Origin of the sequence: Solihabitans fulvus (assembly GCF_008386585.1) — a bacterium.
Lineage (GTDB): Bacteria > Actinomycetota > Actinomycetes > Mycobacteriales > Pseudonocardiaceae > Solihabitans > Solihabitans fulvus.
In genome coordinates this window covers 1-24,946 of record NZ_VUOB01000016.1, presented here as the reverse complement: position 1 = coordinate 24,946, position 24,946 = coordinate 1, and the positions used below count along the sequence as shown (strand labels likewise).

General features: G+C 70.3%; 24 protein-coding genes. 14 read left to right on the top strand and 10 right to left on the bottom strand.

Annotated features, from left to right (window positions below; all coding sequences use genetic code 11):
- Positions 1-173: 173 nt before the first annotated feature.
- Together F0L68_RS09895 and F0L68_RS09890 are read left to right on the top strand one after the other, a co-directional pair.
- A complete protein-coding gene (locus F0L68_RS09895) occupies positions 174-653 on the top strand; it encodes a helix-turn-helix domain-containing protein (protein ID WP_223198646.1) in 480 nt (159 codons plus the stop codon).
- On the top strand, positions 650-1,216 hold the full coding sequence (locus tag F0L68_RS09890) for a PIN domain-containing protein (protein ID WP_223198645.1): 567 nt from the start codon (positions 650-652) through the stop codon (positions 1,214-1,216). Before F0L68_RS09895 ends, F0L68_RS09890 begins: the two co-directional genes overlap by 4 nt.
- A gap of 7 nt (positions 1,217-1,223) precedes the next feature.
- Here F0L68_RS09890 and F0L68_RS09885 read toward each other — a convergent pair whose 3' ends face one another.
- The 4 genes from F0L68_RS09885 to F0L68_RS09875 all read right to left on the bottom strand — a co-directional run bounded on the left by F0L68_RS09885 (position 1,224) and on the right by F0L68_RS09875 (position 4,587).
- Positions 1,224-2,015, bottom strand: coding sequence for an SAM-dependent methyltransferase (locus tag F0L68_RS09885; RefSeq protein WP_149849200.1), 792 nt, complete (start codon positions 2,013-2,015; stop codon positions 1,224-1,226).
- Positions 2,008-2,580, bottom strand: coding sequence for a GNAT family N-acetyltransferase (locus F0L68_RS09880; RefSeq protein WP_188316487.1), 573 nt, complete (start codon positions 2,578-2,580; stop codon positions 2,008-2,010). The genes F0L68_RS09885 and F0L68_RS09880 overlap by 8 nt, the downstream gene beginning before the upstream one ends.
- Before the next feature lie 393 nt (positions 2,581-2,973).
- A complete protein-coding gene (locus tag F0L68_RS42265; RefSeq protein WP_188316486.1) occupies positions 2,974-3,120 on the bottom strand; it encodes a hypothetical protein in 147 nt (48 codons plus the stop codon).
- 273 nt (positions 3,121-3,393) lie between these two features.
- A complete protein-coding gene (locus F0L68_RS09875) occupies positions 3,394-4,587 on the bottom strand; it encodes an ATP-binding protein (protein WP_149849198.1) in 1,194 nt (397 codons plus the stop codon).
- A gap of 214 nt (positions 4,588-4,801) precedes the next feature.
- On the opposite strand from F0L68_RS09875, the gene F0L68_RS09870 reads away from it, so the two are divergent.
- Together F0L68_RS09870 and F0L68_RS09865 are read left to right on the top strand one after the other, a co-directional pair.
- Complete coding sequence (locus tag F0L68_RS09870) at positions 4,802-6,670, top strand: APC family permease (RefSeq protein ID WP_223198644.1); 1,869 nt, start codon at positions 4,802-4,804, stop codon at positions 6,668-6,670.
- 57 nt (positions 6,671-6,727) lie between these two features.
- The gene (locus F0L68_RS09865; protein WP_149849197.1) at positions 6,728-7,348 is read left to right on the top strand and encodes an SIMPL domain-containing protein; all 621 of its coding nucleotides are present in this window, start codon (positions 6,728-6,730) and stop codon (positions 7,346-7,348) included.
- On the opposite strand, the gene F0L68_RS09860 is transcribed toward F0L68_RS09865, so the two are convergent.
- Complete coding sequence (locus F0L68_RS09860) at positions 7,345-8,061, bottom strand: TMEM175 family protein (protein WP_223198643.1); 717 nt, start codon at positions 8,059-8,061, stop codon at positions 7,345-7,347. The two genes, F0L68_RS09865 and F0L68_RS09860, sit on opposite strands and share 4 nt — an antisense overlap.
- Positions 8,062-8,106: 45 nt before the next feature.
- Positions 8,107-9,390, bottom strand: a complete 1,284-nt coding sequence (locus F0L68_RS09855; RefSeq protein ID WP_149849196.1) for an acetyl-CoA C-acetyltransferase — start codon at positions 9,388-9,390, stop codon at positions 8,107-8,109.
- 82 nt (positions 9,391-9,472) lie between these two features.
- On the opposite strand from F0L68_RS09855, the gene F0L68_RS09850 reads away from it, so the two are divergent.
- Both F0L68_RS09850 and F0L68_RS09845 read left to right on the top strand, forming a co-directional pair.
- Complete coding sequence (locus tag F0L68_RS09850; RefSeq protein ID WP_149849195.1) at positions 9,473-10,810, top strand: 3-oxoacyl-ACP reductase; 1,338 nt, start codon at positions 9,473-9,475, stop codon at positions 10,808-10,810.
- Positions 10,810-11,667 carry a MaoC family dehydratase gene (locus F0L68_RS09845; protein ID WP_149849194.1) on the top strand — a complete coding sequence of 286 codons (858 nt, stop codon included), beginning with the start codon at positions 10,810-10,812 and terminating at the stop codon, positions 11,665-11,667. The genes F0L68_RS09850 and F0L68_RS09845 overlap by 1 nt, the downstream gene beginning before the upstream one ends.
- A gap of 4 nt (positions 11,668-11,671) precedes the next feature.
- Here F0L68_RS09845 and F0L68_RS09840 read toward each other — a convergent pair whose 3' ends face one another.
- Complete coding sequence (locus F0L68_RS09840) at positions 11,672-12,331, bottom strand: TetR/AcrR family transcriptional regulator (RefSeq protein WP_149849193.1); 660 nt, start codon at positions 12,329-12,331, stop codon at positions 11,672-11,674.
- Between the two features lie 99 nt (positions 12,332-12,430).
- Here F0L68_RS09840 and F0L68_RS09835 point away from each other — a divergent pair, with 99 nt between their 5' ends.
- From F0L68_RS09835 to F0L68_RS09825, 3 genes are all read left to right on the top strand, one after another.
- Positions 12,431-13,084: an SCP2 sterol-binding domain-containing protein gene (locus tag F0L68_RS09835; protein WP_149849192.1), complete on the top strand. Its 654-nt coding sequence runs from the start codon at positions 12,431-12,433 to the stop codon at positions 13,082-13,084.
- Positions 13,085-13,123: 39 nt separating this feature from the next.
- Entirely contained in the window at positions 13,124-14,338 is a 1,215-nt protein-coding gene (locus F0L68_RS09830) for an acyl-CoA dehydrogenase family protein (RefSeq protein ID WP_149849191.1), read from the top strand.
- Between the two features lie 260 nt (positions 14,339-14,598).
- Complete coding sequence (locus F0L68_RS09825) at positions 14,599-15,768, top strand: pentapeptide repeat-containing protein (RefSeq protein ID WP_149849190.1); 1,170 nt, start codon at positions 14,599-14,601, stop codon at positions 15,766-15,768.
- 44 nt (positions 15,769-15,812) lie between these two features.
- Here F0L68_RS09825 and F0L68_RS09820 read toward each other — a convergent pair whose 3' ends face one another.
- From F0L68_RS09820 to pdhA, 3 genes are read right to left on the bottom strand one after another with little or no spacing between them, the layout of a single operon-like run.
- Entirely contained in the window at positions 15,813-17,249 is a 1,437-nt protein-coding gene (locus F0L68_RS09820; protein ID WP_149849189.1) for a dihydrolipoamide acetyltransferase family protein, read from the bottom strand.
- Between the two features lie 12 nt (positions 17,250-17,261).
- A complete protein-coding gene (locus F0L68_RS09815; RefSeq protein ID WP_149849188.1) occupies positions 17,262-18,281 on the bottom strand; it encodes an alpha-ketoacid dehydrogenase subunit beta in 1,020 nt (339 codons plus the stop codon).
- Positions 18,281-19,471, bottom strand: a complete 1,191-nt coding sequence (gene pdhA / locus F0L68_RS09810; RefSeq protein WP_149849187.1) for a pyruvate dehydrogenase (acetyl-transferring) E1 component subunit alpha — start codon at positions 19,469-19,471, stop codon at positions 18,281-18,283. Before pdhA ends, F0L68_RS09815 begins: the two co-directional genes overlap by 1 nt.
- 391 nt (positions 19,472-19,862) lie before the next feature.
- Here pdhA and F0L68_RS09805 point away from each other — a divergent pair, with 391 nt between their 5' ends.
- The 5 genes from F0L68_RS09805 to F0L68_RS09785 all read left to right on the top strand — a co-directional run bounded on the left by F0L68_RS09805 (position 19,863) and on the right by F0L68_RS09785 (position 24,785).
- Positions 19,863-21,293 (top strand): M20/M25/M40 family metallo-hydrolase, encoded by a 1,431-nt coding sequence (locus F0L68_RS09805; protein ID WP_149849186.1) that lies wholly within the window; start codon positions 19,863-19,865, stop codon positions 21,291-21,293.
- Between the two features lie 267 nt (positions 21,294-21,560).
- Entirely contained in the window at positions 21,561-22,397 is an 837-nt protein-coding gene (locus F0L68_RS09800; RefSeq protein ID WP_438672263.1) for a basic amino acid ABC transporter substrate-binding protein, read from the top strand.
- A 158-nt stretch (positions 22,398-22,555) separates the two neighbouring features.
- The gene (locus F0L68_RS09795; protein ID WP_149849185.1) at positions 22,556-23,362 is read left to right on the top strand and encodes an amino acid ABC transporter permease; all 807 of its coding nucleotides are present in this window, start codon (positions 22,556-22,558) and stop codon (positions 23,360-23,362) included.
- Complete coding sequence (locus F0L68_RS09790) at positions 23,362-24,135, top strand: amino acid ABC transporter ATP-binding protein (protein WP_149849184.1); 774 nt, start codon at positions 23,362-23,364, stop codon at positions 24,133-24,135. The genes F0L68_RS09795 and F0L68_RS09790 overlap by 1 nt, the downstream gene beginning before the upstream one ends.
- A gap of 155 nt (positions 24,136-24,290) precedes the next feature.
- Entirely contained in the window at positions 24,291-24,785 is a 495-nt protein-coding gene (locus F0L68_RS09785) for a GNAT family N-acetyltransferase (RefSeq protein WP_149849183.1), read from the top strand.
- Positions 24,786-24,946: the final 161 nt, after the last annotated feature.

Here is a 24,946-nt window from a genome sequence, read left to right as displayed (position 1 = left end):
TGGACCCGTGGTCGGCGGAGCCGGAGTGGGCGCGTGCGTGGCTGTCTTGTCACGGTGAGGACGTCGCGGATCGCGCCCGGTGCGCTACCGACCCGGCCCGGCTCGCGGCCTGCCAGCTCGGTCGCCTGTTCGTTTTGTTCGTTTCGGGCTAGTCTGATGGCATGGTCGCAACGATGAGCGAACGCACGGTGATGCCTCCGGCCCAACCCGAACGCCTCTCGAACGTGTTGTCGTTACTGACTCCCGAGCGGGACGGGAGAGCTGCGCTGGTCGGACCCGACGGGGTTCGCCTCGATCTTCCCGAGGAGATCTTCGAGGTTCTTCGCGATGTCGTGCGGGCGATGTCGCAGGGTCTGGCCATCACGATCGCGCCGCACCACACCGTGCTGACGACCAGTGAGGCCGCCCAGCTGCTCGGCATCTCGCGGCCGACCCTCGTCCGGCTGCTCGAAGCGGGCGAGATTCCGTTCGACCAGCCCAATCGTCATCGTCGCCTGCGGTTGGCGGATGTTCTCGCCTACCAGGAACGCTCCCACCGTGCGCGTGCGGCCGGTCTGGACCAGATGGTTCGCGACGGCGAGGCAGACGGGCTGTACGACCTGCCACTCGACGTGCCGTTCGAGCGACTACCCGTGGACGACGGGGAAAGGTGACCGGATCCGCCTTGTACCCCGTCTTTTTCGATACCTGTGTGCTACTGAAGTCCTACCTCCGCGACACAGTGCTCACGTTGGCCGAGTCCGGTGTCTACCGCCCGCTGTGGTCGTCGTCGGTGTTGACCGAGCTGGCAGTGAATCTGCGCCGGCGAGGTGCCACCGACGGCCAGATCGAGCACCGGTTGGGACAGATGAAGGCACACTTTCCTGACGCCGAAGTCACCGGCTACCAATCCTTGATCGAGGCGATGACCAATCACCCCAAGGATCGGCATGTGCTCGCGGCGGCCATCCGGGGCGGTGCAGAGACCTTGGTCACGGACAACCTGAGGGATTTCCCGACAGCGTCGACGAGCCCGTACGACACCGCGGTGGTCCACCAGGACGACTTCCTGCTCGATCAGCTCGATCTGTCGCCCGGCACGGTGATGTCCTCGCTGCACCGGCAGGTTTCGCGCTATCGCAGGGAGCCGAGGTCGGTGGCCGACCTGCTCGTCATTCTCGGCAGCCAGGGCCATGGCTGTCCCCGATTCGCCGCGGCCTGCCGAACGCGACTCTGACCGTCCGCTACGGCTTCCTGCCGACTCCCGCGAACCACGGCGTCCACTCCGTGTCCCCGTCCGGCCGCCATTCGGACAGCCGAACCACGCCCGGTTCCACCAGCTCGAAACCGTCGAACCAGGACGCGATGTCCGCCGGGGTGCGCACGGTGACCGGGCTGGCGGTGCGGTCGTAGATGCTCTTCACCGCCTCGAAGTCGGCGCGTTCGGCGGCGGACAGACCCTCCTGGGTGCCGTGCGACACAACGAGATGACTGCCCGGCGCGAGTGCATCCCGATACCTGGCAATGATTCCGGCCGGGTCGTCGCGTTCGGGCACGAAGTGCAGCACCGCCACCATGAGCACGCCGACCGGTCGGTCGAAGTCGATCAGCGCCCGCACCTCGGGGCTGGACAGGATCGCCTCGGGGCTGCGCAGGTCGGCCTGGACCGCCAGGGTTCTCGGCATGTCGTCGAGGATCGTCTGCGCGTGCGCCACCGCGATCGGCTCAACATCGACGTACACGACGTTCGCGTCGCGGGCGATCTCGTGCACGTTGCCGACGGTCGGGATGCCCGAGCCGAGGTCGAGGAACTGGTCGACGCCCTGCTCGGCGAGGTACCGCACGGACCGGCGCAGGAACGTCCGGTTGGTGCGCAGGATGGCCGCCATCCCGGGAAACGCCTGCGCCGCGTTCCGCGCGGCCTCCCGGTCGACGGCGAAGTTGTGTGACCCGCCCAAAAAGTAGTCGTACATCCGTGCCGCGTTCGGCCGGTCCACGTCGACCGTCTCCGGGCTCCACGTCGGCCGCTCAGCCACGGGGCACCGGAAACGCCAGGATCGAGTAGCCGCGCCCGTCGAGTTCGAAGCCGCCGATGCATTCCATGCCGAGCCCGTTCACGTGCACGGCCATCGAGTGTCGGTTGCTGTCCTCGACGAACAGCACGCCGACGTCGGCCTTGCCGGCCAACACGCCGAGCACTCCCTCGAACAGCGACCGCAGCAGGCCCTTGCCCCGGTACGCCCTGTCGACCACGACCGGGCCGTACACGGCTGGCCGCAGTTCGCTGACCGGGCGGCCGTGCAGGGTCAGTTGGTCCAGTTGGCCGAGCAGTTCCGCGAGGGGACCGTTGCCGGCGGCCAGGTTCTGGCTGGTGCCGGCGAAGCCGACGACCTTCCCGGACACCTCGACGACCACGACGCCGGTGTCGGCCTCCAGCGCGGCCAGCGACGAGGCGGTGAAGTCGCCCTGCACGAACCCGTACGCGTCGCGGTCCTGTTCGGTCAGGGCTTCCCGCGAGTTGCTCTCGATGAGGCCGAGAATCGTCTCGCGGTCCTCTGGTCGGGACTGGCGGACGGTGGCGGCCACGATGGTCTCGGACACGTCGCCCACCTTACGACCGTGCCGACTCGTCGGGCAGGTCACCTCGTCGGGCAGGTGACTCTGACTCGCGAGGCGACTCGCGAGGCGCCGGGCGGCTACCTGGCCGGGGTCCACGTCGGCGGGTGGCCTCGGCCGGACATGGGAAACCCCGCGGTGCTGCCAGGTCGGGGGTCCGACAGCATCGCGGGGTCACCCGGAACATCGGCACACGATCGGGGACTGTTACACCCCCACTAGGATGTGAGCCGCATCACTTTGGTTACACAGGGTCTAGATATGACTCAGCCTCCGGCACGCGGGAGGTGTGCCGGAGGCCGAATCGTCCCCCCATGAGTCTCGCTAGGCGGCAGGGCGTGACCCGGTGTCGATCGGGCGCCGCTTCGCGTGACTGGGTCAGCGGAGGGTGGTCACCTGGGCCTGGGCGATAACCATGAGCTCGTGGCGCATGGCCGGCGTAGCCGCGCCTGCGATCGCGCGGTCCACAGCCTTGCGGTTGCGGTTCTCGACACGACGGGCGCGAAGCTTCGCTGCGATGTTCATCGCTTTTACATCCCTCTCAAAATCTCTGTGGTGGAGCCGTGGCCCAAGTATGCACCCGATGACCTCGTCCGTGCACCCGTTTGTCCGGTGAGATGGGGCACAGACCGGCGAATCGTCGGTCATGTCGCGTGTCGCCTCAAGTTAACCCGTCAGACACTCGCTTCAGCCGGACAGGCACGTCCGTTTACGATCCGTTTCTCTAGATCCACTGCTAGACAGCCGTAGACAAAGCGATTCGCCTGGTCACGGCAGGGATGGCCGGCGCGGGAGCGCTCAGTCCTCGCGGCCAAGCAGGAAGCGGCCGAAGTGCGGCACGGTGAACGCGATCTGACCGCGCTCGGCCGAGTACACCAGCCCCTTCTTCATCAGGCTGTCCCGCGCCGGCGACAGCGAGGACGGCTTGCGGCCGAGGTGCTCGGCGACCTGAGTGGTGTTCACCCCGGCGTCCTTGCCGTCGGTCAGCTCGGCCATGGCCCGCAGGTACTCCCGCTCGGCGGGCGTCGCCCGCTCGTAGCGCGAGCCGAAGAACCCGACGGCCAGCTCGGTCTCGGCCTCCTGCGCGGACACCGCGACGTCCTCGGCGGTGATCGGGTCGCCGGGCGCGGCGTCCCACGCGGCCTTCGCGTAGGACTGGATGAAGTACGGATAGCCGCCGGAGGCGTCGAACAGCGCGTCCAGCGCGTGCGCGTCGATGCCAGCGTCCTCTCGCTCGATCGGGGCGAGAACCGCGCGGTCGGCCTCCCCGCGCGACAGCCGGTCGATGCGCACGTACCGGAACAGCCGCTCCGAATACGACTTGCTCGCCGACAGCAGCGCGGGCAGGTGCGGCAGCCCCGCGCCGACCACGACCAGCGGCGCGCCGGACTGGGACAGCTCGTGGCAGGCCGCGCACAGCGCCGAGATGTCCTCGGCCTGCACGTCCTGCATCTCGTCGATCAGCAGCGCGACACCGGCGCCGACGTCCTTGGCCAGCTCGGCCACGTCGGTGAACAGCTCGACCAGGTCGATCTCGATGTCCCCGGAGTCCGCCCTGCCCTGCGCGGCCGGCACGTCGATGCCGGGCTGCCACCGGTCGCGCAGCTTGGCGTTGTCCGGGTTGGCGCGCAGCGCGAACGCCTTCAGCACGCCGAGCACAGCCTCGACCCGCTCCGGCGCGCGGTGCCGGACGGCCAGCTCGCGGATCGCCCGGTGCAGCGCCGCCGACAGCGGCCTGCGCAGGCCGGACTCCGGGCGGGCCTCGATCTTGCCGGCGCCCCAGCCCCGCCGGACCGCCATCGAACGCAGCTCGCCGAGCAGCACGGTCTTGCCGACCCCGCGCAGCCCGGTGAGCACCAGGCTGCGTTCCGGGCGGCCCCTGGCGACCCGTTCGAGCACCACGTCGAAGGCGCTCAGCTCCCTGTCCCGCCCGGCCAGCTCGGGCGGGCGCTGGCCGGCTCCTGGGGCGAACGGGTTGCGCACCGGGTCCACGCTCGCACCGTATCCACATCTCTAGCGTTCGCCCGATATTCGGCCAGACACCGCTACGGCGTGTCGCCGGTCACCCGACCGGGTGGCCGACGCCGAGTCGGACCTATGGCGCAGTTCACCCACGGTGTCAACATCCCGTCCGGATCCACCGCATCGGGGTCAACACCCCGTCAACGTCGGCCGCGGACCCGGCGGACCGCCGCACAGTGCGGACGTGACAGCGCAACTAGCAGCGAAGGCGGCCGAGCCGCCGTCGGCGAGCCTCGGCGACCAACGGCACCGGCTGACCGCCGTCACCGGCATGGCCGGCCTCGGGCTCGACGCGATCGCGTCGGTGGCCTACGGGCCGGAGGCCGTGGTCCTGGTACTCGCCGGGGCCGGCATCGCCGGGATCGGCTGGACGCTGCCCGTCACGCTCCTCGTTGTCCTGCTGCTCGGCGTCCTGGTCGCCTGCTACCGCCAGGTGATCACCGCCTTCCCGGACGGCGGCGGCGCCTACACCGTGGCCACCACCCACCTCGGCCGCCGCGCCGGGCTGGTCGCCGCTGCCTCCCTCGTCGTCGACTACGTGCTCAACGTCGCCGTGTCGGTCGCGGCCGGCGTGGCCGCGCTGACCTCGGCGTTTCCCGCGCTGCTGCCGTGGACCACCGAGCTGTGCCTGCTGGTGCTGCTCCTGGTGACGCTGGTGAACCTGCGGGGCGTGGCGATGAGCGCCAAGCTGTTCGCCGTTCCCGCCGCGATCTTCGTCGCGTCCGTGCTCGCGGTGATCGTCGTCGGGCTGGTCCGCGGCGCGCCGCTGCACGCCCTGCCCGAGACCACCCAGCCGGTCGGTGTCGGGTCGGTCGGGCTGCTGCTGGTGCTGGCCGCGTTCGGCAACGGCTGTTCCGCGCTGACCGGCATCGAGGCGATCGCCAACGCGACGCCGTCCTTCCGCGCCCCGCGCCGCGCGCGGGCCCGCCGCGCCGAGGCGTGGCTCGGGCTGCTGCTCGGCGTGCTGCTGATCGGGCTCGCCGTGCTGATCCAGAAGTTCGACATCAGGCCGGTGGACGGCCGCTCGGTGCTGTCCCTGATCACCGAGGGCTCGTTCGGCAACGGCGCCGTGTACCTGGTGGTGCAGCTGGCCACGGTGCTGTTGCTGGCGCTGGCCGCGAACACCTCGTTCGGCGGGCTGCCCGTGCTGGCCGCGAAGCTCGCCCGCGACGGCTACCTGCCGCACGTGTTCGGGCTGCGCGCCGACCGGATGGTGCACCGGCACGGCGTGCTGGTGCTCGCGGTGCTTGCCGGCGTGCTGCTCGCGGTCACCAGGGGACGGGTGGACGTGCTGGTACCGCTGTTCGCGATCGGGGTCTTCGTCGGCTTCGCGCTCGCCCAGGTCGGCATGGTGCGGCACTGGCTGGCCGAACGCGGCAGGAACTGGCTCGGCCGTGCGCTGCTCAACGGCTTCGGCGCGCTGCTGACCGTCGCCGCGCTCGTCGACGTGACCGCGTCGAAGTTCCTGGCGGGCGCCTGGCTGATCGTGCTGGTGATCCCGGTGCTCGTGCTGCTGCTGATGGCGGTGCGCAGGGCGTACAACCGGATCGGCGAGCTGATCGGCGTCGGCGCCGTGCCGGACCGGCCAAGGCGGACCGGGTGCGTCGTGGTCGTCCCCGTCGTCGGCATCACCCGCCTGACCTCGGAGAGCCTGTCCGCCGCGCTGTCCATGGGGGACACGGTGATCGCGGTGCACGTGAGCTTCGACGACGAGCAGGAGCAGGCGCGGCGGTTGCAGCGCGAATGGGAGGAGTGGCAGCCGGACGTCCCGCTGGTGCTGCTCGACTCGGCGCACCGGGTGCTCGGGCCGCCGGTCGCGGCGTACGTCCGCTCGCTGACCGACGAACGGGTCGTCGTGCTGATCGGCGAGATCGAGCAGGCCAGACCATGGCAGCGCCTGCTGGGCAACCGGCGCGGCGCGGTGGTGGCCAGGCACGTCGGCCGCACGACCTCGGCGGTGGTGTGCCGGTTGCGCTTCCGGCTCGGCCAGCGTCCGACGCCGCCGACCGACCGGCGCATGCCGTTGTCTAAGGGCCTCTACCTCCACCGCTAGACACGCGGATGGTCAGCGATCGTTGCGCGTGGCCGGCCCGGCGAGTTGGCTGGCGGCATGGCAGAAGTGGTGACGACCGGGACCGGCGAGGTCGAGCGGACCGCCGACCGCGCACAGCTCTCGGTGACCTTCGAGGCGACCGGCACCGACCGCACGGACGCGGTGACCCAGCTGTCCGGCAAGGTCGCGGCCGTCGAGGAGCTGCTCGACAGGTCGGGTGTGGAGGTCCGGTCGCGCAGGCTGGCCGTGTACGACAACTGGGCCGGCGATCGGCGCGCAGGCTCGAGGGCGACGCAGGACTACACGCTGCGGATCACCGACCCCGACGCGCTCGCCGAGCTGCTGGCCAGGCTGATCATCGCCGAACCCGGCTGGCTGAACGGCCCGCACTGGGAGCTGTCGGACAAAGCCGAGGCCACCAGGGAGGCGCAGCGGCTGGCCGTCGCCGACGCCCGCACGCGGGCCCAGGGCTACGCGATGGCGCTCGGCGCGCGGCTCGGTCCGCTGTCCCGACTGACCGACGGCACCGCCGACCAGGGCGGCTTCAACCGCTCGTACGCCATGGCCGCCGCGGGGCCGGGCGGCGGGGGCCTGCCGGACACCAGCCAGCTCAACCACGTGCCGCAGCTGGTCACCGTCTCGGTCAGGTGCACGGCCGCGTGGACGCTGCTGGACTAGGCCGGATCCCCGGGCGTCTCGGCCGGCGCGACCACCCGGTCGCGCGGCTTGGCCAGTAGGCGAGTGCCCTGGCCAAGCGCCAGGAACACCACGATCCAGGCGTACAGCACCAGCGAGGGCTCCACCAGCAGCGCGGCCGGAACGGAGAGCAGGAAGACCGCAGCCGGTGCGGCCGACCGGACCAGCCACACCTGGCGGGCCCTGCGGTCGGTCAGGCCCCGCACCTCGTTCCGGTGCGCCGTCAGCGCCGCGATCGCCGCCTGTGTCAGGAAGATCGCCGCGACGTTCACCGAGTAGAGCGCCACCGACGCGTGCTCGCTCTCGTACCTGGACAGCAGCGCCGTGGGGAACGGCAGCAGCGCGACCAGCCCGAGGAGCACCAGGTTCAGTCTCGCCACCCGAGGGCTGACCACCAGCAGCGCGCGGAACTGCCGGTGGTGGCCAAGCCACAGCTGGCCGATGACCAGAAAGCTGATCAGATAGCCGCGCAGCGCCGGCACGGTGTCGCCGAGCGCGTGCAGGAACTGTTGGTGGTCAAGGCCGTCCGGCAGCCTGATCTCCAACACCAGCAGGGTCGCCGCGATAGCGAACACCCCGTCGGACAGCGCGAACACGCGTCCGACGTCCACGGAAGCCGCGTGGTCGGCGTCGACCGCGCCGTCGTTTGGGGCGCGCTCGTCACCTTCGACGATCTCGTTCTGCTCCTGGCTCACCGGCGGAGCTTAGAGCGTTCGCGCCTCGCTTTGAGCGTTCCCGCCCTACCGTTCCAGGATCGCGGTGACGCCCTGGCCGCCCGCCGCGCAGATGGAGATCAGGCCGCGCCCGCCGCCGCGCTGCGCGAGCAGTTTCGCCAGCGTGGCCACGATCCGGCCGCCGGTCGCCGCGAACGGGTGCCCCGCGGCCAGCGAGGAGCCGCGCACGTTGAGCTTCGCGCGGTCGATCGAGCCGAGCGGGCCGTCCAGGCCGAGCCGCTCCTTGCCGAAGGCCGGGTCCTCCCAGGCCCGCAGCGTGGCGAGCACCTGGGACGCGAACGCCTCGTGGATCTCGTAGAAGTCGAAGTCGGACAACGAGAGTCCGGCGCGGGACAGCATCCTCGGCACCGCGAAGGCCGGCGCCATCAGCAGTCCGTCCCGTCCGTGCACGTAGTCGACGGCGGCCGTCTCGCTGAAGGTCAGGTACGCGAGCACCGGCAGCCTGCGCCGCCGCGCCCACTCCTCGCTCGCCAGCAGCACCACGGACGCGCCGTCGGACAGCGGCGTGGAGTTGCCGGCCGTCATCGTCGCGTCAGGGCCGTCGCCGAACACCGGCCTGAGCTTCGCCAACTGCTCCACGGTCGAGTCCGGTCGCAGGTTCTGATCCCGTTGCAGTGTAAGGAAAGGCGTGACGAGGTCGTCGAAGAACCCGCTGTCGTAGGCGGCGGCCAGGTTCTGATGGCTCGCCGCGGCGAGCTCGTCCTGCTCGGCCCGGCCGATCCCCCACTCCTTGGCGGTGACCGCGGCGTGCTCGCCCATGGACAACCCGGTGCGCGGCTCGGCGTTGCGCGGGATGTCGGGAATGACGTGCCACGGCCGGAGTTTGGCGAGCAGCCGCAGCCTGCCTGCCACGCTGCGGGTGCGGTTGAGCTCCAGCAGCACCGCGCGCAGCCCCTCGTGCACCCCGATCGGCGCGTCGCTCGTCGTGTCGACCCCGCCGGCGACACCCGAGTCGAGCTGGCCGAGCGCGATCTTGTTGGCCACGCCGAAGATCGCCTGGAGGCCGGTGCCGCAGGCCTGCTGCACGTCCTGGCCCGGCGTCTCCGGCGAGAGCCCGCTGCCGAGCACGCACTCCCGCACCAGGTTGAAGTCCCTGCTGTGCTTGAGGACCGTGCCGCCGACGACCTCGCCGAGCCGCTCGCCCCGCAACCCGAACCTGCTGACCAGGCCGTCCAGGGCCGCGGTGAACATGTCCTGGTTGGAGGCGGTGGCGTAGGGGCCGTTTGACCGCGCGAACGGGATCCGGTTGCCGCCGATGATCGCGACGCGTCGAATGCCATCGGGGGCCATCTTGTCCTCCTTCGCGCGGGTGTCGACCTTTCCAGGATAACCTACCCATGAGTAGACTTACTAGCGAGTAGGGAGGCGTCGAGTGACAGACAGGTACCAGAAGTTCGCCAGGTCGGGCCTCGGTCGGTTCGTGGTCGGTCGCCTCGGGCTGCCCGACCCGTACCCGCTGCGCCGGTTCCACCCCGGCCAGCCGGTGCTCACCGGGCCAGCCCTGCTCGGCGCGGCGCCGGGCGGCAGGCTCGTCGAGCAGGCGCAGGCCGTGCTCAAGGCCGTGCAGGCCGAGACGCACACCGAGCGCGTGCCGGACCAGCGCTACGCCGCGCTGATCCTCGACGCCACCGGCATCACCTCAAGCGAGCAGCTGCACGAGCTGTACGACTTCTTCCACCCGGCGATCCGCTCCCTGGCCGCCTGCGGGCGGGTGCTCGTGCTCGGCAGCAGGCCGGAGGAGGAGCTGGACACCGCGGGCCGCATCGCCCAGCGCGCGCTGGAGGGCTTCACCCGCTCGGTCGGCAAGGAACTGCGGCGCGGCGGCACCGCCCAGCTCGTCCAGGTCGCCGTCGGCGCCGAGCACGGCATCGAGTCCACGCTGCGGTTCCTGCTCTCGGCGCGGTCCGCCTACGTCTCCGGCCAGGTCGTCCGGATCGAGCGGGCCGAACAGACCGAGCCCGCCGACTGGGACCGCCCGCTGGCCGGCAGCGTCGCGCTGGTCACCGGGGCCTCGCGCGGCATCGGCGCGGCCATCGCCGACGTGCTTGGCCGGGACGGCGCGCACGTGGTCTGCCTCGACGTGCCAGCCCAGGGCGCGGACCTGTCCGAGGTGGCCAACCGCGTCGGCGGCACCTCGCTCCAGCTCGACATCACCTCGGCCGACGCCCCGCGCAGGCTCGCCGACCACCTCGCCACCCGGCACGACGGCGTGGACATCGTCGTGCACAACGCGGGCATCACCAGGGACAAGACGCTCGCCGGCATGGACGAGGCCCGCTGGAACGCGGTCCTCGCGGTGAACCTCACCAGCCAGGAACGCGTCAACGACGTGCTGCTCGGCGAGGACGTGCTGCGGCGCGGCGGCCGGATCATCGACCTGTCCTCGATCGCCGGCATCGCCGGCAACCTCGGCCAGACCAACTACGCCACCACCAAGGCAGGCGTGATCGGCATGGTCGACGCGCTCGCGCCGGAACTGCGCCGCAGGGGCGGCACGATCAATGCGGTCGCCCCCGGCTTCATCGAGACGAGAATGACCGCCGCCGTCCCGCTGTTCGTCCGCGAGGCCGGCAGGCGGATGAACAGCCTGGCCCAGGGCGGGCTGCCGGTGGACGTGGCGGAAACCATTGCCTGGTACGCGAATCCGGCCTCGGCCGGGGTGAACGGCAACGTCGTGCGGGTCTGCGGCCAGAGCCTGCTGGGGGCGTGATGACCACCAGCCGCGAGCTGACCAGGACCCCCAATCTCGCCACGCTCTACCCGAAGGCGCTGCTCACCGGCTTCACCCGGCGCGGCGGCGAGCTGCCGGACGCGGAGTACCTGCGCACCGGGCTCACCGTGGACCGCGCGCACCTCGCCGCCTACGACCGGCTCTGCGGCTTCGGGCTGCGCGACGAGCTGCCCGTCACCTACCCGCACGTGCTCGCGTTTCCCTTGCAGGTCAAGCTGATGACCGACCCCGGCTTCCCGTTCGCGCTGCCCGGCCTTGTGCACGTGGCCAACCGGATCACCCAGCGGCGGGCGCTGTCGGCGGACGAACCGCTGACGCTGCGGGTGCGCGCGCTCGATCTGCGGCCGCACGAGCGCGGCAGCCAGTTCGACGTGCGCAGCGAGGTGCTCGTCGACGGGCAGGCCGTGTGGACTGACGTGAGCACCTACCTGCGCCGCGACGGCAGCAGCGGTGGTGGCGGTGGTGGCACGCGCGAGGGCGAGCCGCCCGCCGCCCCCGAGCCGACGGCGCTGTGGCGGATGCCAGCCGACCTCGGCCGCCGGTACGCGGCGATCTCCGGCGACCGCAACCCGATCCACCTGTATCCCTTGGCTGCCAGGCTGTTCGGCTTCCGCAGGGCCATCGCGCACGGCATGTGGAGCAAGGCGCGCTGCGTCGCCGCGTTCGAGGGCAGGCTGCCCGAGCGTCTCACCGTGGAGGCGCGGTTCAAGCTGCCGGTGCTGCTGCCGGCCACGGCGGCCTTCACCTCGGCCAGGGAGTCCGACGGCTGGCGCTTCGCCCTCCGGGACTCCCGCACCGGCCGCCCACACCTGGACGGCACGATCTCCCTGGCTTAGCTGCTCACCCCTTCGCCGGCGGATGCCAGACGCGCCCCTCCACCAGGTCGCCGAAGCCCATCCAGACGAGGTTCATCAGCCGGGACGCCACGGCGGCGGCCGACTCCTCCGGGTGGTCCAGCCACCAGTCGGCCAGCGACTCGCCGGCGCCGACCAGCGCGGCGGCCAGCCCCTCGGTGTCCCGGCTGGCGTGCCCGACGCCCTGGCTGTCGGCCGAGTGCATCAGCAGCGCGGCCACCAGGCTGATCGCCCTGCCGCGCATGTCCGCGAGCTCCTGGGCGAATGGCCCGCCCTGGGAGCTGGCCTGCCGGTGCAGCACCTGCCAGCTGGCCCGGTGCTCGCCGACGAAGCCGAAGAACGCGCGCAGACCGCACCACAACTGCACGTCGGGGGCTTCGCCGGGCCGCACGCCGTCGCCGATCGCCTCGATCATGAGGGTCGCCTCCCTGCGGATGCAGGTGGCGAACAGGTCCTCCTTGGAGCCGAGGTAGGCGTACAGCATGGGTTTGGAGATGCCGGCCACCTCGGAGATCTCGTCCATGGACGCGGCGTGGAAGCCGAGGCGGGAGAAGACCGCGACGGCGGCGTCGAGGATCTGTCGCTCCCGCACCGCGCGCGGCAGTCTCTTGGCTCGAACCGGTCGGATCGGTTCCTCTGCGTGCATTGCACCCCCTGAAGGCTGACGACAAGATTATCCGACCCCTTGCGGGGCTACCTACTGCCCAGTAGTCTTACTGACCAGTAGGTAACTGGAGGTGCCGTAATGACCGACATCGACCTCAGTACCGAGGCGATCAGCAAGCTCAGCGCCAGTGAGCTCATTGTGGCGCTCAAGCAGGTGGATCCGACCGATCCTGGGATCGCCGACATCAATATCGATGTCATCGCGCGCGGCATCGACCCGAAGAAGCTGGGCAAGGACGAGTTCGCCGACCTGCTGGCGACCCTTGGCGACCTGGCCGACGGCGGCGCGGACCTCGACCTCAGCAAGATGGACCCGCAGAACTTCGCGCGGATCATCTCGCGGGCGTCCAAGGACCAGGTCGACGCCGTCACCGCGCGGCCCGGCCTGCGCGAGCGCGTGCTCGACGAGGTGTTCCGCCGCATGGAGGTGCACTTCCGCAGCGAGCGGGCGGGTGCGACCAAGGCGGTCGTGCACTTCCGCGTCACCGGCGGGGCGGGCGAGGACGGCTACGACCGGTACGAGGCGATCATCGAGGACGCCGAGTGCACGATCAACAAGGGCGTCACGCGGGAGTCCAGGGCTACGGTCACGCTCAGCCCGGTCGACTTCCTCAAGCTGGCGACCGGAAACGCCTCCGCCCCGGTGCTGTTCATGACTGGCAAGCTGAAGGTGAAGGGCGACCTGGGTTTCGCCGCCGGTTTCATGAGCCTGTTCAACATCCCCAAAGCCTGAGTCCCGCCGACTCGACCGCGTAAGCCTGAAAGGACTCCCATGGCCGGCTTCTCCCTCGAACTGAACGAGGACCAGGAGGACCTGAGGGACTGGGTGCACGGCTTCGCCAAGGACGTCATCCGGCCCGCGGCGCCCGAATGGGACGAGCGCGAGGAGACGCCGTGGCCGATCCTCCAGGAGGCGGCGAAGATCGGCCTGTACGGCTTCGAGTCGCTGGCCACGTGGTTCGCGGACCCGATCGGCCTTTCGCTGCCGATCGCGACCGAGGAGCTGTTCTGGGGTGACGCCGGCATCGGCCTGGCGATCATGGGCACCGGCCTCGCGGTCGCCGGCATCTTCGCCTCGGGCGACCCCGACCAGCTGGCCGAGTGGGTGCCCGAGTGCTTCGGTGACGAGAACGACCCGAAACTGGCCGCGTTCTGCGCGTCCGAGCCGCAGGCGGGTTCCGATGTGGCCGGCTACCGCACCAGGGCGAGGTACGACGAGGCCACCGACGAGTGGGTCATCAACGGCCAGAAGGCCTGGGCCACCAACGGCGGAATCGCCAACGTGCACGTCGTGACCGCGGTCGTCGACCCCGAACTTGGTGCCCGAGGCCAGGCGGGCTTCATCGTGCCTCCCGGCACTCCAGGCGTGCAGAGCACCAAGAAGATCAAGAAGCACGGCCTCCGCGCCTCCCACACGGCCGACGTGTTCTTCGACGACGTCCGCGTCCCCGGCCGATGTGTCCTCGGTGGCAAGGAGAAGCTAGACGCCAGGCTCGCGCGAGCCCGCGAGGGCAAGCGCTCCGGTGGACAGGCCGCGATGGCGACCTTCGAGACCACCAGGCCGACCGTCGGCGCGATGGCGGTTGGCGTCGCCCGCGCGGCCTACGACTACGCGCTGGAGTACGCCAAGGACCGCGAGGCGTTCGGCCGAAAGATCATCGAGAACCAGTCGATCGCGTTCGACCTGGCCAACATGCGAATGGAGATCGACGCCGCCAGGCTCCTCGTCTGGCGGGCGGCCTGGATGGGCCGCAACAACGTCCCCTTCACGGCGGGCGAGGGCTCCATGTCCAAACTCAAGGCGGGCGAGGTCTCGGTCTGGGCAACCGAACGCGCCATCCACATCCTCGGCGGCGCCGGCTACACCAGGGAACACCCGGTGGAGCGAATGCACCGCGACGCCAAGATCTTCACCATCTTCGAGGGCACCTCGGAAATCCAGCGTTTGGTCGTTTCGCGCGCGATCTCCGGGATGTACATCAAGTGACGTGACCCGCGGTGGCGGTGGCCCCCACCGCAGGCCACAGGGATGCCCGGCCCCAACGGACCGGGCATCCCGCCTGTCGCCAGCCAACACGCCGCCGCCGGCTCCACGGTCGAGTGCCGCTACACCGTGCCCAAGTAGGCGCACGAGCGCCGGTCCGCGCGGCCTCACGGGCCTGTCGAAGAGCCTTCGGGTGATCGTCCGGAGAGGGCAGAATGGCGCGGTTCGCTCCGCGCTGGGGAGCCTGAGCCGGAAGGGCCGCCATGCTCTCCATCGTGATCCAGCCCGCGTTGATGGTGGCCGGGATCGCCGCCGCGTGGCTGGCCGGCCGGATACTGCGGCTGTTGCGCGCCCTGTGGCGCAGCAGTCTGTTCCGCGGCGGGAACCGGCGGGCCTCCGACGAGTTACAGGTCAACGGCCTGCCCATGGGCTGGGCGGTGGGCGGCTGGCTGCTGCTGGGTGTGCTGTTGGTCGGCGGCACGGGGTTCGGCGCGTACGTTCTCCTTGGCCGGCCACGACTTCCCACCGCGTCGGCGTTCTCGACGAGCGAGCTGCTCGACCTCCTCAAGATCGCCCTGTCGGTGGTGGCCGGGTTCGGCGGGGTCGTCGCGTTGACCGTCGCCTACCGCAGGCAGCGGGTCGCCGAGGCGACGCATCGGCTGGCGCTGATCCAGGAGCAACGGGAACACGGCAAGCTGCTGCACGAGCGCTTCGGCGCGGCCAGCGCGAACCTCGGCGACGACAGGTTCCCGACCAGGCTCGCCGGCGTGCACGCGCTGACGGCGCTGGCCGACGAGTCGCTTGAGCAGCGCCAGCAGTGCGTCGACATCCTCTGCGCGTACCTGCGCACGCCCTACCCCGACGGCGATCCGGCCGAGCGCGAGGTGCGCAACGCGGTGATCTCCGTGCTGCTCGACCGCATGGGGCGCTTCAGTTCGGCGTCCTGGGAGGACATCAACATCGACCTGCGCGGCGCCCAGTTCGTGGACCTCGACCTCTCGGACATCACCTTCTCCGCGACGACGAACTTCGACAGGGCCGTGTTCCTCGGCGACCACACGCGGTTCGACGGCGCGGAGTTCGCCGCGAACCGAACCTCGTTCCGTGGCGCCAAGTTCACCGCCGGCCACACCTCGTTTCGCGGGGCGACCTTCGCCGGGCAGCACGTCACGTTCGCCGGCGCGGTCCTCACCGGCGCGGTCGACTTCAGCAACGTGCGCGTTCGGTTGGCCTGGCTGGATTTCAGCGGCGCGCGGCTGGCCGGCGCCGTGGTCGACTTCACCGACCTGGTGCTGTCCAACGGAACTCTCGACCTGACCGACGCCGACCTCGACACCGCGCAGCTGCTGATCGACCCGAAACACCACGAGGGCCGTCTCCTGGGCTTTCCTGCGCCCGAAAACGGCCCTCGCGGCGGAACAACAACCGACTAGAACAACAACCGACTAGAACAACAACCGACTAGAACAACAACCGACTAGTACGTCATCGCCACGCCGGGATCGGCCAGCAGCGCGCCGATGTCGGCGAGGAACTGCGAACCCTGTTGGCCGTCGACCACCCGGTGGTCGAAGCTCAACGCCAGCTGGCACACCTTGCGCGGCACGACCTGGCCGTCGACCACCCACGGCATGTCGCGGATCGCGCCGAACGCGAGGATCGCGGACTCACCGGGGTTGATGATCGGCGTGCCGGTGTCGACGCCGAACACGCCGACGTTGGTGATGGTGATGGTGCCGCCGATCATCGCGGCGGGCGTGGTCTTGCCGTCCCGCGCGGTGGCGGTCAGCTCCTCCAACGCGAGCGCCAGCTCCCGCAGCGACATCCGGTCCGCGTCGCGCACCTTCGGCACGACGAGGCCGCGCGGGGTGGCCGCGGCGATGCCGAGGTGCACGTACTCCTTGTAGACGATCTCGCCTGCCTGGGCGTCCCAGGTGGCGTTCACGTCGGGAGTCCGCCGCGCCGCGAGGCAGACCGCCTTGGCCGCGAACACCAACGGGGTCAGCTTCACGTCGCGGAACTGCGGGTGGTTCTTCAACCGGGCCCGCAACTCCATCATCGGGGTGACGTCCACGGTCAGGAACTCCGTGACGTGCGGCGCGGTGAACGCGCTGTCCACCATCGCCTGGGCGGTCGCCTTGCGCACGCCCTTGATCACCACCCGACGCTCCCGGCTGGCCGCGTCGTAACCCGCGACGGCAGGAGCGGCCGACGAGGCCGCGGGCGCGTCGGCCGACGCGGCCTGGGTGATGTCCTCCCTGGTGATCACGCCACCTGGACCGGAGCCGATCAGCGACCGCAGGTCGATGCCGAGCTCCTTGGCCAGCTTGCGCACCGGGGGCTTGGCCAGCGGGACCTGCCCGCCGGGCTGCGGGTCGAGCAGCGCGGCCGGCGTGTCCGGCACGACGATCGGAGCCGGCACCGCTGCGGGTACCGCAGCCGGGGCCGGGGTGGCCGCGCGGGCGGCCTCCTCGGCCACCAGCGCCGCCGTCGACCGGATGTCGTTGCGGGGCCGGCGTTTCGCGGTGGTCGTCCTCGGGCCGTAACCGACCAGCGTGGCGATCCGGCCGCCCGGCATCTCCTCGCCGATCTTGCCAGAGCCGCCGGAACCGCCCGAGCCGTTGGTGCCGGCGTCGGCGGCCGGGGTCGACGGCGCGGCCGCGCCGCCGGGGTCGACGTCGATGGTGATGATCGGCGCGCCGACGTCGACGGTCTGTCCTGGCCGCACGAGCAGCTCGACGACGACACCCGCCCACGGGCACGGCAGTTCCACCGCGGCCTTGGCGGTCTCGATCTCGACGATGATCTGGTTCAGCTCGACCGTGTCACCCGGTTTGACGTGCCAGGTGAGGATCTCGGCCTCGGTCAGCCCCTCGGCGGTGTCGGGCAGGGGAAAGCTCTTGAAGTCAGGCATTCCTCTGTCCCCTCACCAGGCCAGCGAGCGGTCAACGGCGTGCAGCACCCGGTCGAGGTCGGGCAGGAACTCCTCTTCCAGCTTGCTCGGCGGGTACGGGCTGTCGAAGCCGGTCACCCGCAGCACGGGCGCCTCCAGCGAGTAGAAGCACTCCTGCTGCACCCTGGCGGCGACCTCTGACGCGATCGACGACTCGCTCGCCGCCTCGCTCACCACGACCAGCCGACCGGTGCGGCGCACCGAGTCGAACACCGGCGCGAGGTCCAGCGGGGACAGCGTGCGCAGGTCGATGACCTCGAGATCGAGGCCGTCCTCCTCGGCGGCGGCAGCCGCGTCGAGGCAGGTGCGCACCTTGGGGCCGTAGGCGACCAGCGTCGCCTTGGACCCGGTGCGCACCACCCTGGACCGGAACAGCGGGTACGGCGTCTGCGTCGGGTCGAGCTGGGCCTTCTCGTGGTAGCGGCCCTTCGGCTCGAAGAACAGCACCGGGTCGTCGCACTGGATGGCCTGCTGGATCATCCAGTACGCGTCGACTGGGTTGGAGCACGAGACGACCTTGAGGCCCGCGGTGTGCGCGAACAGCGACTCCGGCGACTCCGAGTGGTGCTCGACCGCGCCGATACCGCCGCCGAAGGGCACCCGGATGACGATGGGCATCTTGATCCGGCCCTGGGTCCGGTAGTGCAGCTTGGCGACCTGGCTGACGATCTGGTCGAAGCCGGGAAAGATGAACCCGTCGAACTGGATCTCGCAGACCGGCCGGTAGCCGCGGATGGCGAGGCCGACCGCGGTGCCGATGATGCCGGACTCGGCCAGCGGCGTGTCCAGCACGCGCTGCTCGCCGAAGTCCTTCTGGAGCCCGTCGGTGACGCGGAAGACGCCGCCGAGCTTGCCGACGTCCTCGCCCATCACGATGACCTTCGGGTCGGCCTCCATGGCCGCCCGCAGGCCCTGGTTGATGCCCTTGGCGATGGTGATCGTCTGCGTCTGCGACGCGGTGGACATCGCGTGGTCAATGGCTGGCGCTGCCATCAGTGCTCACCTCCGGCAAAACCCGAGACGTAGTCGAGGAATTCGTCGCGCTGGGCGTCCAGCACGGGGCTGGGCTCGGCGTAGACGTTCGAGAAGATCCGCTCAGGGCCTGGGTCGGGCATGTTGACGCAGTACTCGCGCAGTTCGGCGGCGATCGCGTCGGAGTCGGCCTGGATCTGGTCGAAGAACTCCTGGTCCGCCCACTGCTGCTTGACCAGGTGCACGCGGACGCGCTCGATCGGGTCCTTGAGCTTCCACAGCTCCAGCTCGTCGGAGAGCCGGTAGCGGCTGGGGTCGTCGGAGGTGGTGTGCGCGTCCATCCGGTAGGTGAACGCCTCGATCAGCACGGGACCGTTGCCGGTGCGGCACTCCTGCAACGCCCACCTGGTCACCGCGAGGGTGGCCAGCACGTCGTTGCCGTCGACCCGGATGCCGGGGAAGCCGTAGCCCTTGGCCCGCTGGTACAGCGGGAGCCTGGTCTGCCGCTCGGTGGGCTCGGAGATCGCCCACTGGTTGTTCTGGCAGAAGAACACCAGCGGCGCGTCGTACACCGCCGCCCACACGAAGCCCTCGTGCACGTCGCCCTGGCTGGTGGCGCCGTCGCCGAAGAAGCAGATCGTCGCCTCGCCGTCGGCGTCGCCGACCTTGCCGTCGAAGCGTTGCCCCATCGCGTAACCGGCGGCGTTGAGCACCTGGTTGCCGATCACGATCACGTAGGGGTGGAACCGCTTCTCCATGGGGTCCCAGGTGCCGTGGTCGGTGCCCCGGAAGATGCCGAGCAGCTGCGTCGGGTGCACGTCCCGGCACCAGGCGACGCCGTGCTCGCGGTAGCTCGGGAACGCCATGTCGTTGGGCTGCATGGCCCGACCGGCGCCGATCTGCGCGGCCTCCTGGCCAAGCAGCGGCACCCAGATGCCCAGCTGGCCCTGTCGTTGCAGCGCGTTGGCCTCGCGGTCGACCCGCCGCACGAGGACCATGTCGCGGTACAGGCCGCGCAGCTCCTCAGGCGTGATGTCGATGTCGAAGTCCGGGTGGTGCACGCGCTCACCCTCGGGGGTCAGCAGCTGCACCAGGTCGGCGCCGCCTTCGGTGGTAGCTCGCAAACCAGCGATCACCTGTTCCGCGGTCGGTGTGGCGGCGGTCGCGGGGGGCGCGCCATCGGGGTGCGTCCATTGCTCAGGGGACGACATCGCCTTCTCCTCGTCTGTCGAGGCCGCCCGGTCGCTCGTGACGACCGTGCACGGCTGCACCGCCAGTCTCCGTCGCCCCTGTGGGGGTCGCCGGCAACCGTCGGCGCTGACGGTGTTCTCTCCCACATCTTGACATGGCCTCACCCAAGACGGTGAGTCACGTCCCACTTCGTGACCAGGCTAGCAAGCCTCTGAGCAGCAGAAACACTAGGAAGTGCAACGGTTGGCCGTCCGACTTCGATGTTCGGCATGCGAACGGTCGTGAACCGGTCACCGTCAGCGCACGACCGCTTACCGGATCCCCGGACCGGCCTGGTCGCCGGGCTGTCGGCGACGGCGGTCGGCGGCCGGGACAGTGCCCAAACCGGGCACGGGGTGCCAGGATCGGCGCATGGATCGCTCAGCCCTGACCCGCACCGTCCGAGAGCTCTGGGACAACGAAGTCCTGCCGAGCCTGTCCGAACTGGTCGTCGTGCCGGCCGTCTCGCCTGCCTTCGACCCGGCCTGGGCGGAGCACGGCCACCTCGCCGCTGCCGTCGAGCACGTCCGGGCCTGGCTGGCCGCCCGCGACCTGCCGGGCGCGACTATCGAGGTCGTGCAGCTGCCCGGCCGCACCCCGTTGCTGCTGCTGGACGTCCCGGCAACCGAGGGCGCGGAGCCCGCCGGCACCGCGCTGCTCTACGGGCACCTGGACAAGCAGCCGCCGGTGGCCAACTGGTCCGAGGGCCTCGGCCCGTGGACCCCGGTGGTCCGCGACGGGCGGCTGTACGGGCGCGGCAGCGCCGACGACGGCTACTCCGGCTACGCCGCGACCGCCGCGATCGAGGCGCTGCGCGCGGCGGGCGGCTCGCACGCGCGGTGCGTCGTGCTGCTGGAGACCGGCGAGGAGTCCGGCAGCCCCGACCTGCCCGCCTACCTCGACCACCTGCGCGACCGGCTCGGCGAGGTGTCGCTGGTCGTCTGCCTCGACGCGGGCGGCAACGACTACGAGCGGATGTGGCTGACCACCTCGCTGCGCGGCCTGGTCCAGGTGACGATGACCGTGCGGGTGCTGGAGTTCGGCCAGCACTCCGGCATCGTCAGCGGCATCGTGCCGAGCTCGTTCCGGATCGCCAGGCAGCTGCTCGACCGGCTGGAGGACTCGGCCACCGGCGAGGTGCTGCTGCCCGAGGCGCACGCGGAGATCCCGGCGAACCGGGTCGTCGAGCTGCGCGAGGCGCTGGACGCCGCGCCGGGATCGCTGCTGGCCACGCTGCCGCTGCTGGCCGGCGTCCGCCCGATGGGCACCGACGAGGTCGAGCTCGGCCTCAACGTCGGCTGGCGGCCGACACTGTCGATCACCGGGGCCGAGGGGCTGCCGCTGCCCGACGACGCCGGCAACGTGCTGCGCCCGTTCACCAGCCTGGTGCTGAGCTTCCGGCTGCCACCGACGGCCGACTCGGCCGCCGCGCTCGCCGCGGTGCGCGCCGCGCTGACCACGGACGTGCCCTACGGCGCGATGGTCGAGCTGAGCCGCACCGAGTCGGCGGACGGGTGGAACGCGCCCGAGCTGGCGCCGTGGCTGCGCGAGGCGCTCGACCAGGCCGGCAAGGAGGTGTTCGACGCGCCGTGGCGCACGGTCGGCATGGGCGGCTCGATCCCGTTCATGGGGCTGCTGCACGAGGCGTACCCGCAGGCGCAGTTCGTGGTGACCGGCGCGCTCGGCCCGGACAGCAACGCGCACGTGCCCGACGAGTGGCTGCACCTCGGCCACGCCGCGAAGGTGACCGAGGCCGTCGCGCTGGTGCTGCACGCGCAGGTGGCGCGCGCCGGCACGGCCTGACCCGCGAGTTCTCTCGGGTCCGCCGGCAGGCGGGGAACGGCCCGCCGGCGGACACGCGGGCGCGTGCGCAGTGTCACCGGACGGGTGCGGTCCGTGAAGCTCTTGTGTGATTTCGCCCTTTGTCATCAACAATTTGCGGTTTGAATGGCGTAATCACGCAAGATTCATGCGCGCGTTGTCGGTTGTAACGCGCGCGTGCTGTGCATCACGTCTGCCGGGTGGCAGGATGCCGATCACTCGACCGACCGAGTAACGAGGAGTGACAGCGTGGCGCGTCGAACAATGCTCAAGGTGCTCGCGTTGCTGCCGGCCGTCGTGCTTGCGACCGGCCTGACGGCCTGTGGCAGCAGCGGAGGCGGCACCGCCGCCGGCGGAGTGTCCCTGGTCAAGCAGGGCCAGCTGACCACCTGCACGCACCTGCCGTACCAGCCGTTCCAGGTCAAGCAGGGTGACCAGGTCGTCGGCTTCGACGTCGACCTCATCGACCTCGTGGCCAAGAAGCTCGGCGTCAAGCAGAACATCGTGGACATCGCGTTCGAGAACATCCAGTCCGGCGAGTCCATGAACGCCGGCACCTGCGACGTCGCCGCGGCCGGCATGACCATCACCGACAACCGCAAGACGAAGTTCGACTTCTCCGACCCGTACTTCGACGCGACCCAGGTGCTGTTGGTCAAGAAGGGCTCCGACATCAAGAGCCTCGACCAGCTCAACGGCAAGACCCTCGGCGTGCAGTCGGCGACCACGGGCGCGGACTACGCCCAGGCGAACGCCAAGGGCGCCAAGATCGTCACCTTCGACGACCTCGCGCTCGAGGAGACCGCCGTCAAGTCGGGGCAGATCGACGCCGGCATCAACGACAACGGCGTGCTCTACGACTACGTGAAGGCCAACCCGGACACCGAGGTCGGCGCCGAGTTCAAGACCAACGAGCAGTACGGCTTCGGCGTGAAGAAGGGCAACTCCGCGCTGGTCTCCGCCATCAACGACGCCATCAAGGAGTCGGTCAAGAGCGGCGACTACGCGAAGATCTACCAGAAGTGGTTCGGCAAGGCGCCAACCTGGCAGCCTGGCGACAAGAGCTCGTCCACCCCGTCCAGCTGACGACCACGTCGTCCAGCTGACACCGACGTCCGACACTGTGGCCGGGACTCCGCGCCCGGCCACAGTGTCTATACCGACCCCCTGACGGGGCCACCCCCTCCGCGTCCACGCCGACCAGCCGACGGGGGCCAGCCCCACCGGGCTGTCCGAGGAGTCACATGGCAATGACCCGCCGGCAACGGGCTTCGGCGTTCCGGGCCGCGCAGTACGCGCTGCTGTTGGTCATCATCCTGGTGTTCGCGTTCACCGCGAACTGGACCCAGTTGCGGCACAGCTTCTTCAACCTGGAAGCCGCAGCCAAGCAGTTCCCCGACGTCATCACGGTGGCGTTGAAGAACACCATCGTCTACACCGTCCTCGGCTTCTCGCTCGGCCTCGCCCTCGGCCTCGTGCTCGCGCTGATGCGGCTGTCCTCGGTCGGGCCGTACCGGTGGTTCGCCAGGGCCTACATCGAGTTCTTCCGCGGCCTGCCCGCGCTGCTGATCTTCATCGCGGTCGGCACCGGCATCCCGCTGGCGTTCCCCGGCACCTCGCTGAACCGCAACGTCGCGATCATGGTGTCGCTCGGCATCATCTCGGCCGCCTACATGGCCGAGACGATCCGCGCCGGCATCCAGGCCGTGCCGCGCGGCCAGATCGAGGCGGCCCGCTCGCTCGGCATGTCGCCGGGCCGGGCGATGATCACCATCGTCATCCCGCAGGCGTTCCGCATCGTGCTGCCGCCGCTGGCCAACGAGCTGATCATGCTGACCAAGGACACCTCGCTGGCGTTCCTGCTCGCCACCACGCCCGACCAACAGGAGCTGGCGCAGTTCGCCCGGCAGGCGTTGAACACGACCCAGAGCCTGACGCCGATCCTCGTCGGCGGCCTGTGCTACCTGGTGATCACGATCCCGCTGTCGCTCGTCCAGCAACGCCTGGAACGCAGGTTCGGCGCGGGCGTCAAGCCGGGTGGAGGGGTGTGATGAGCGACAACACGGTGATCGAGGTTTCCGAGCTGCACAAGGCTTTCGGGGACCTCCAGGTGCTCAGGGGCGTCGACCTGCGGGTCGAGCGCGGCGAGGTGGTCTGCATCATCGGGCCGTCCGGCTCCGGCAAGTCGACGCTGCTGCGCTGCGTCAACATGCTGGAGCAGCCCAACGCCGGCCGGGTGTCGGTCGACGGCGTCGACCTGACCGACCCGGACGTGGACATCGACGCCGCGCGGCGGCGGATCGGCATGGTGTTCCAGTCCTTCAACCTGTTCGGCCACCTCAACGTGCTGGACAACCTCACGGTCGCGCAGCGCAAGGTGCTCAAGCGGGACAAGGAGAACGCGGAGACCGTCGCGCGCGCGAACCTCACCAAGGTTGGGCTGTCGGAGAAGGAGAAGTCCTTCCCCAACCAGCTTTCCGGCGGCCAGCAGCAGCGAGTGGCGATCGCCCGCGCGCTGTCGATGGACCCGGACGTGATGCTGTTCGACGAGCCGACCTCGGCGCTGGACCCCGAACTCGTCGGCGACGTGCTCGGCGTGATGCGTCAGCTGGCCGACGAGGGCATGACGATGCTGGTGGTCACGCACGAGATGCAGTTCGCCCGTGACGTCGCGGACAAGGTGCTGTTCATGGACGGCGGCGTGATCGTCGAGCAGGGCGACCCCGAGCAGGTCATCGGCGCGCCCCAGCACGAGCGCACCAAGTCGTTCCTGGCCCGCGTCCTCGACCCGACCCACCACGGCCCGAGCGACCCGGCGCTGTAGCGACCGTGGGCCCGTGCCTCTGGACCTGAGCGTCCGGGGCACGGGCCCGACTTTCGCCCGCAGGACCCGGCTTTCGTCCGCAGGGGCCGGAGATCGCCGGCACGCCGGCGAATACTCGGGTGTCCTCGGCGCACCAGCTGGGTACCGTCGCGCAGATGCCCGAGCTGAAGCGGCTGCACGCTGGTCATGCCCCGGCGATCCTGGCCTTCGAGCTGGCGAACCGCGCCTACTTCGCCGCCTCGATCTCCGACCGGGGCGACGACTATTTCGACCGGTTCACCGACCGGTACCGCGCCCTGCTGGCCGAGCAGGAGGCCGGCATCTGCGCGTTCTACGTGCTCGTCGCCGAGGACGGCTCGGCACTGGGCAGGTTCAACCTGGTCGACATCGAGGATCGCGCAGCGGACCTCGGCTACCGAGTCGCCCAGCACGTCGCGGGCCGCGGCGTGGCGACCGCGACCGTCCTGGAGTTGTGCCAGCTGGCGGCGGCGCGGCACAGGCTGCGCACACTGCGGGCGGGTGCCTCCACTGCGAACGTCGCGTCCCGGAAGGTGTTGACCAAAGCCGGGTTCGTCCCGATCGGCCCGGCCGACCCTGCCGACCTCGGCGGTAAGCCGGGCACCTGGTACCAGCGCGACCTGGCGCCGTAGCGGCCGGTTATCCACAACCACCCCGACCATCCACAGCCGGAGGTCCTTCGCCGGCAAGGGTCGCAGATCGCCGATACGCTGGAGCAGGGCACGCCCCCCTAGGGCAATGCCACTTACTTAGCGAGTCTGGTGTCTGACTGCGGCCGGGTTGTCGTTGATGG

What these genes read in the sequence shown, in the direction of transcription:
- F0L68_RS09895 (WP_223198646.1), top strand. Translation starts at nt 174, where the DNA reads ATGAGCGAACGCACGGTGATGCCTCCGGCCCAACCCGAACGCCTCTCG.
- F0L68_RS42265 (WP_188316486.1), bottom strand. Translation starts at nt 3,120, where the DNA reads ATGAACATCGCAGCGAAGCTTCGCGCCCGTCGTGTCGAGAACCGCAAC.
- F0L68_RS09865 (WP_149849197.1), top strand. Translation starts at nt 6,728, where the DNA reads ATGGCAGAAGTGGTGACGACCGGGACCGGCGAGGTCGAGCGGACCGCC.
- F0L68_RS09855 (WP_149849196.1), bottom strand. Translation starts at nt 9,390, where the DNA reads ATGGCCCCCGATGGCATTCGACGCGTCGCGATCATCGGCGGCAACCGG.
- F0L68_RS09845 (WP_149849194.1), top strand. Translation starts at nt 10,810, where the DNA reads ATGACCACCAGCCGCGAGCTGACCAGGACCCCCAATCTCGCCACGCTC.
- F0L68_RS09840 (WP_149849193.1), bottom strand. Translation starts at nt 12,331, where the DNA reads ATGCACGCAGAGGAACCGATCCGACCGGTTCGAGCCAAGAGACTGCCG.
- F0L68_RS09835 (WP_149849192.1), top strand. Translation starts at nt 12,431, where the DNA reads ATGACCGACATCGACCTCAGTACCGAGGCGATCAGCAAGCTCAGCGCC.
- F0L68_RS09830 (WP_149849191.1), top strand. Translation starts at nt 13,124, where the DNA reads ATGGCCGGCTTCTCCCTCGAACTGAACGAGGACCAGGAGGACCTGAGG.
- F0L68_RS09825 (WP_149849190.1), top strand. Translation starts at nt 14,599, where the DNA reads ATGCTCTCCATCGTGATCCAGCCCGCGTTGATGGTGGCCGGGATCGCC.
- F0L68_RS09820 (WP_149849189.1), bottom strand. Translation starts at nt 17,249, where the DNA reads ATGCCTGACTTCAAGAGCTTTCCCCTGCCCGACACCGCCGAGGGGCTG.
- F0L68_RS09815 (WP_149849188.1), bottom strand. Translation starts at nt 18,281, where the DNA reads ATGGCAGCGCCAGCCATTGACCACGCGATGTCCACCGCGTCGCAGACG.
- pdhA (WP_149849187.1), bottom strand. Translation starts at nt 19,471, where the DNA reads ATGTCGTCCCCTGAGCAATGGACGCACCCCGATGGCGCGCCCCCCGCG.
- F0L68_RS09805 (WP_149849186.1), top strand. Translation starts at nt 19,863, where the DNA reads ATGGATCGCTCAGCCCTGACCCGCACCGTCCGAGAGCTCTGGGACAAC.
- F0L68_RS09795 (WP_149849185.1), top strand. Translation starts at nt 22,556, where the DNA reads ATGGCAATGACCCGCCGGCAACGGGCTTCGGCGTTCCGGGCCGCGCAG.
- F0L68_RS09790 (WP_149849184.1), top strand. Translation starts at nt 23,362, where the DNA reads ATGAGCGACAACACGGTGATCGAGGTTTCCGAGCTGCACAAGGCTTTC.
- F0L68_RS09785 (WP_149849183.1), top strand. Translation starts at nt 24,291, where the DNA reads ATGCCCGAGCTGAAGCGGCTGCACGCTGGTCATGCCCCGGCGATCCTG.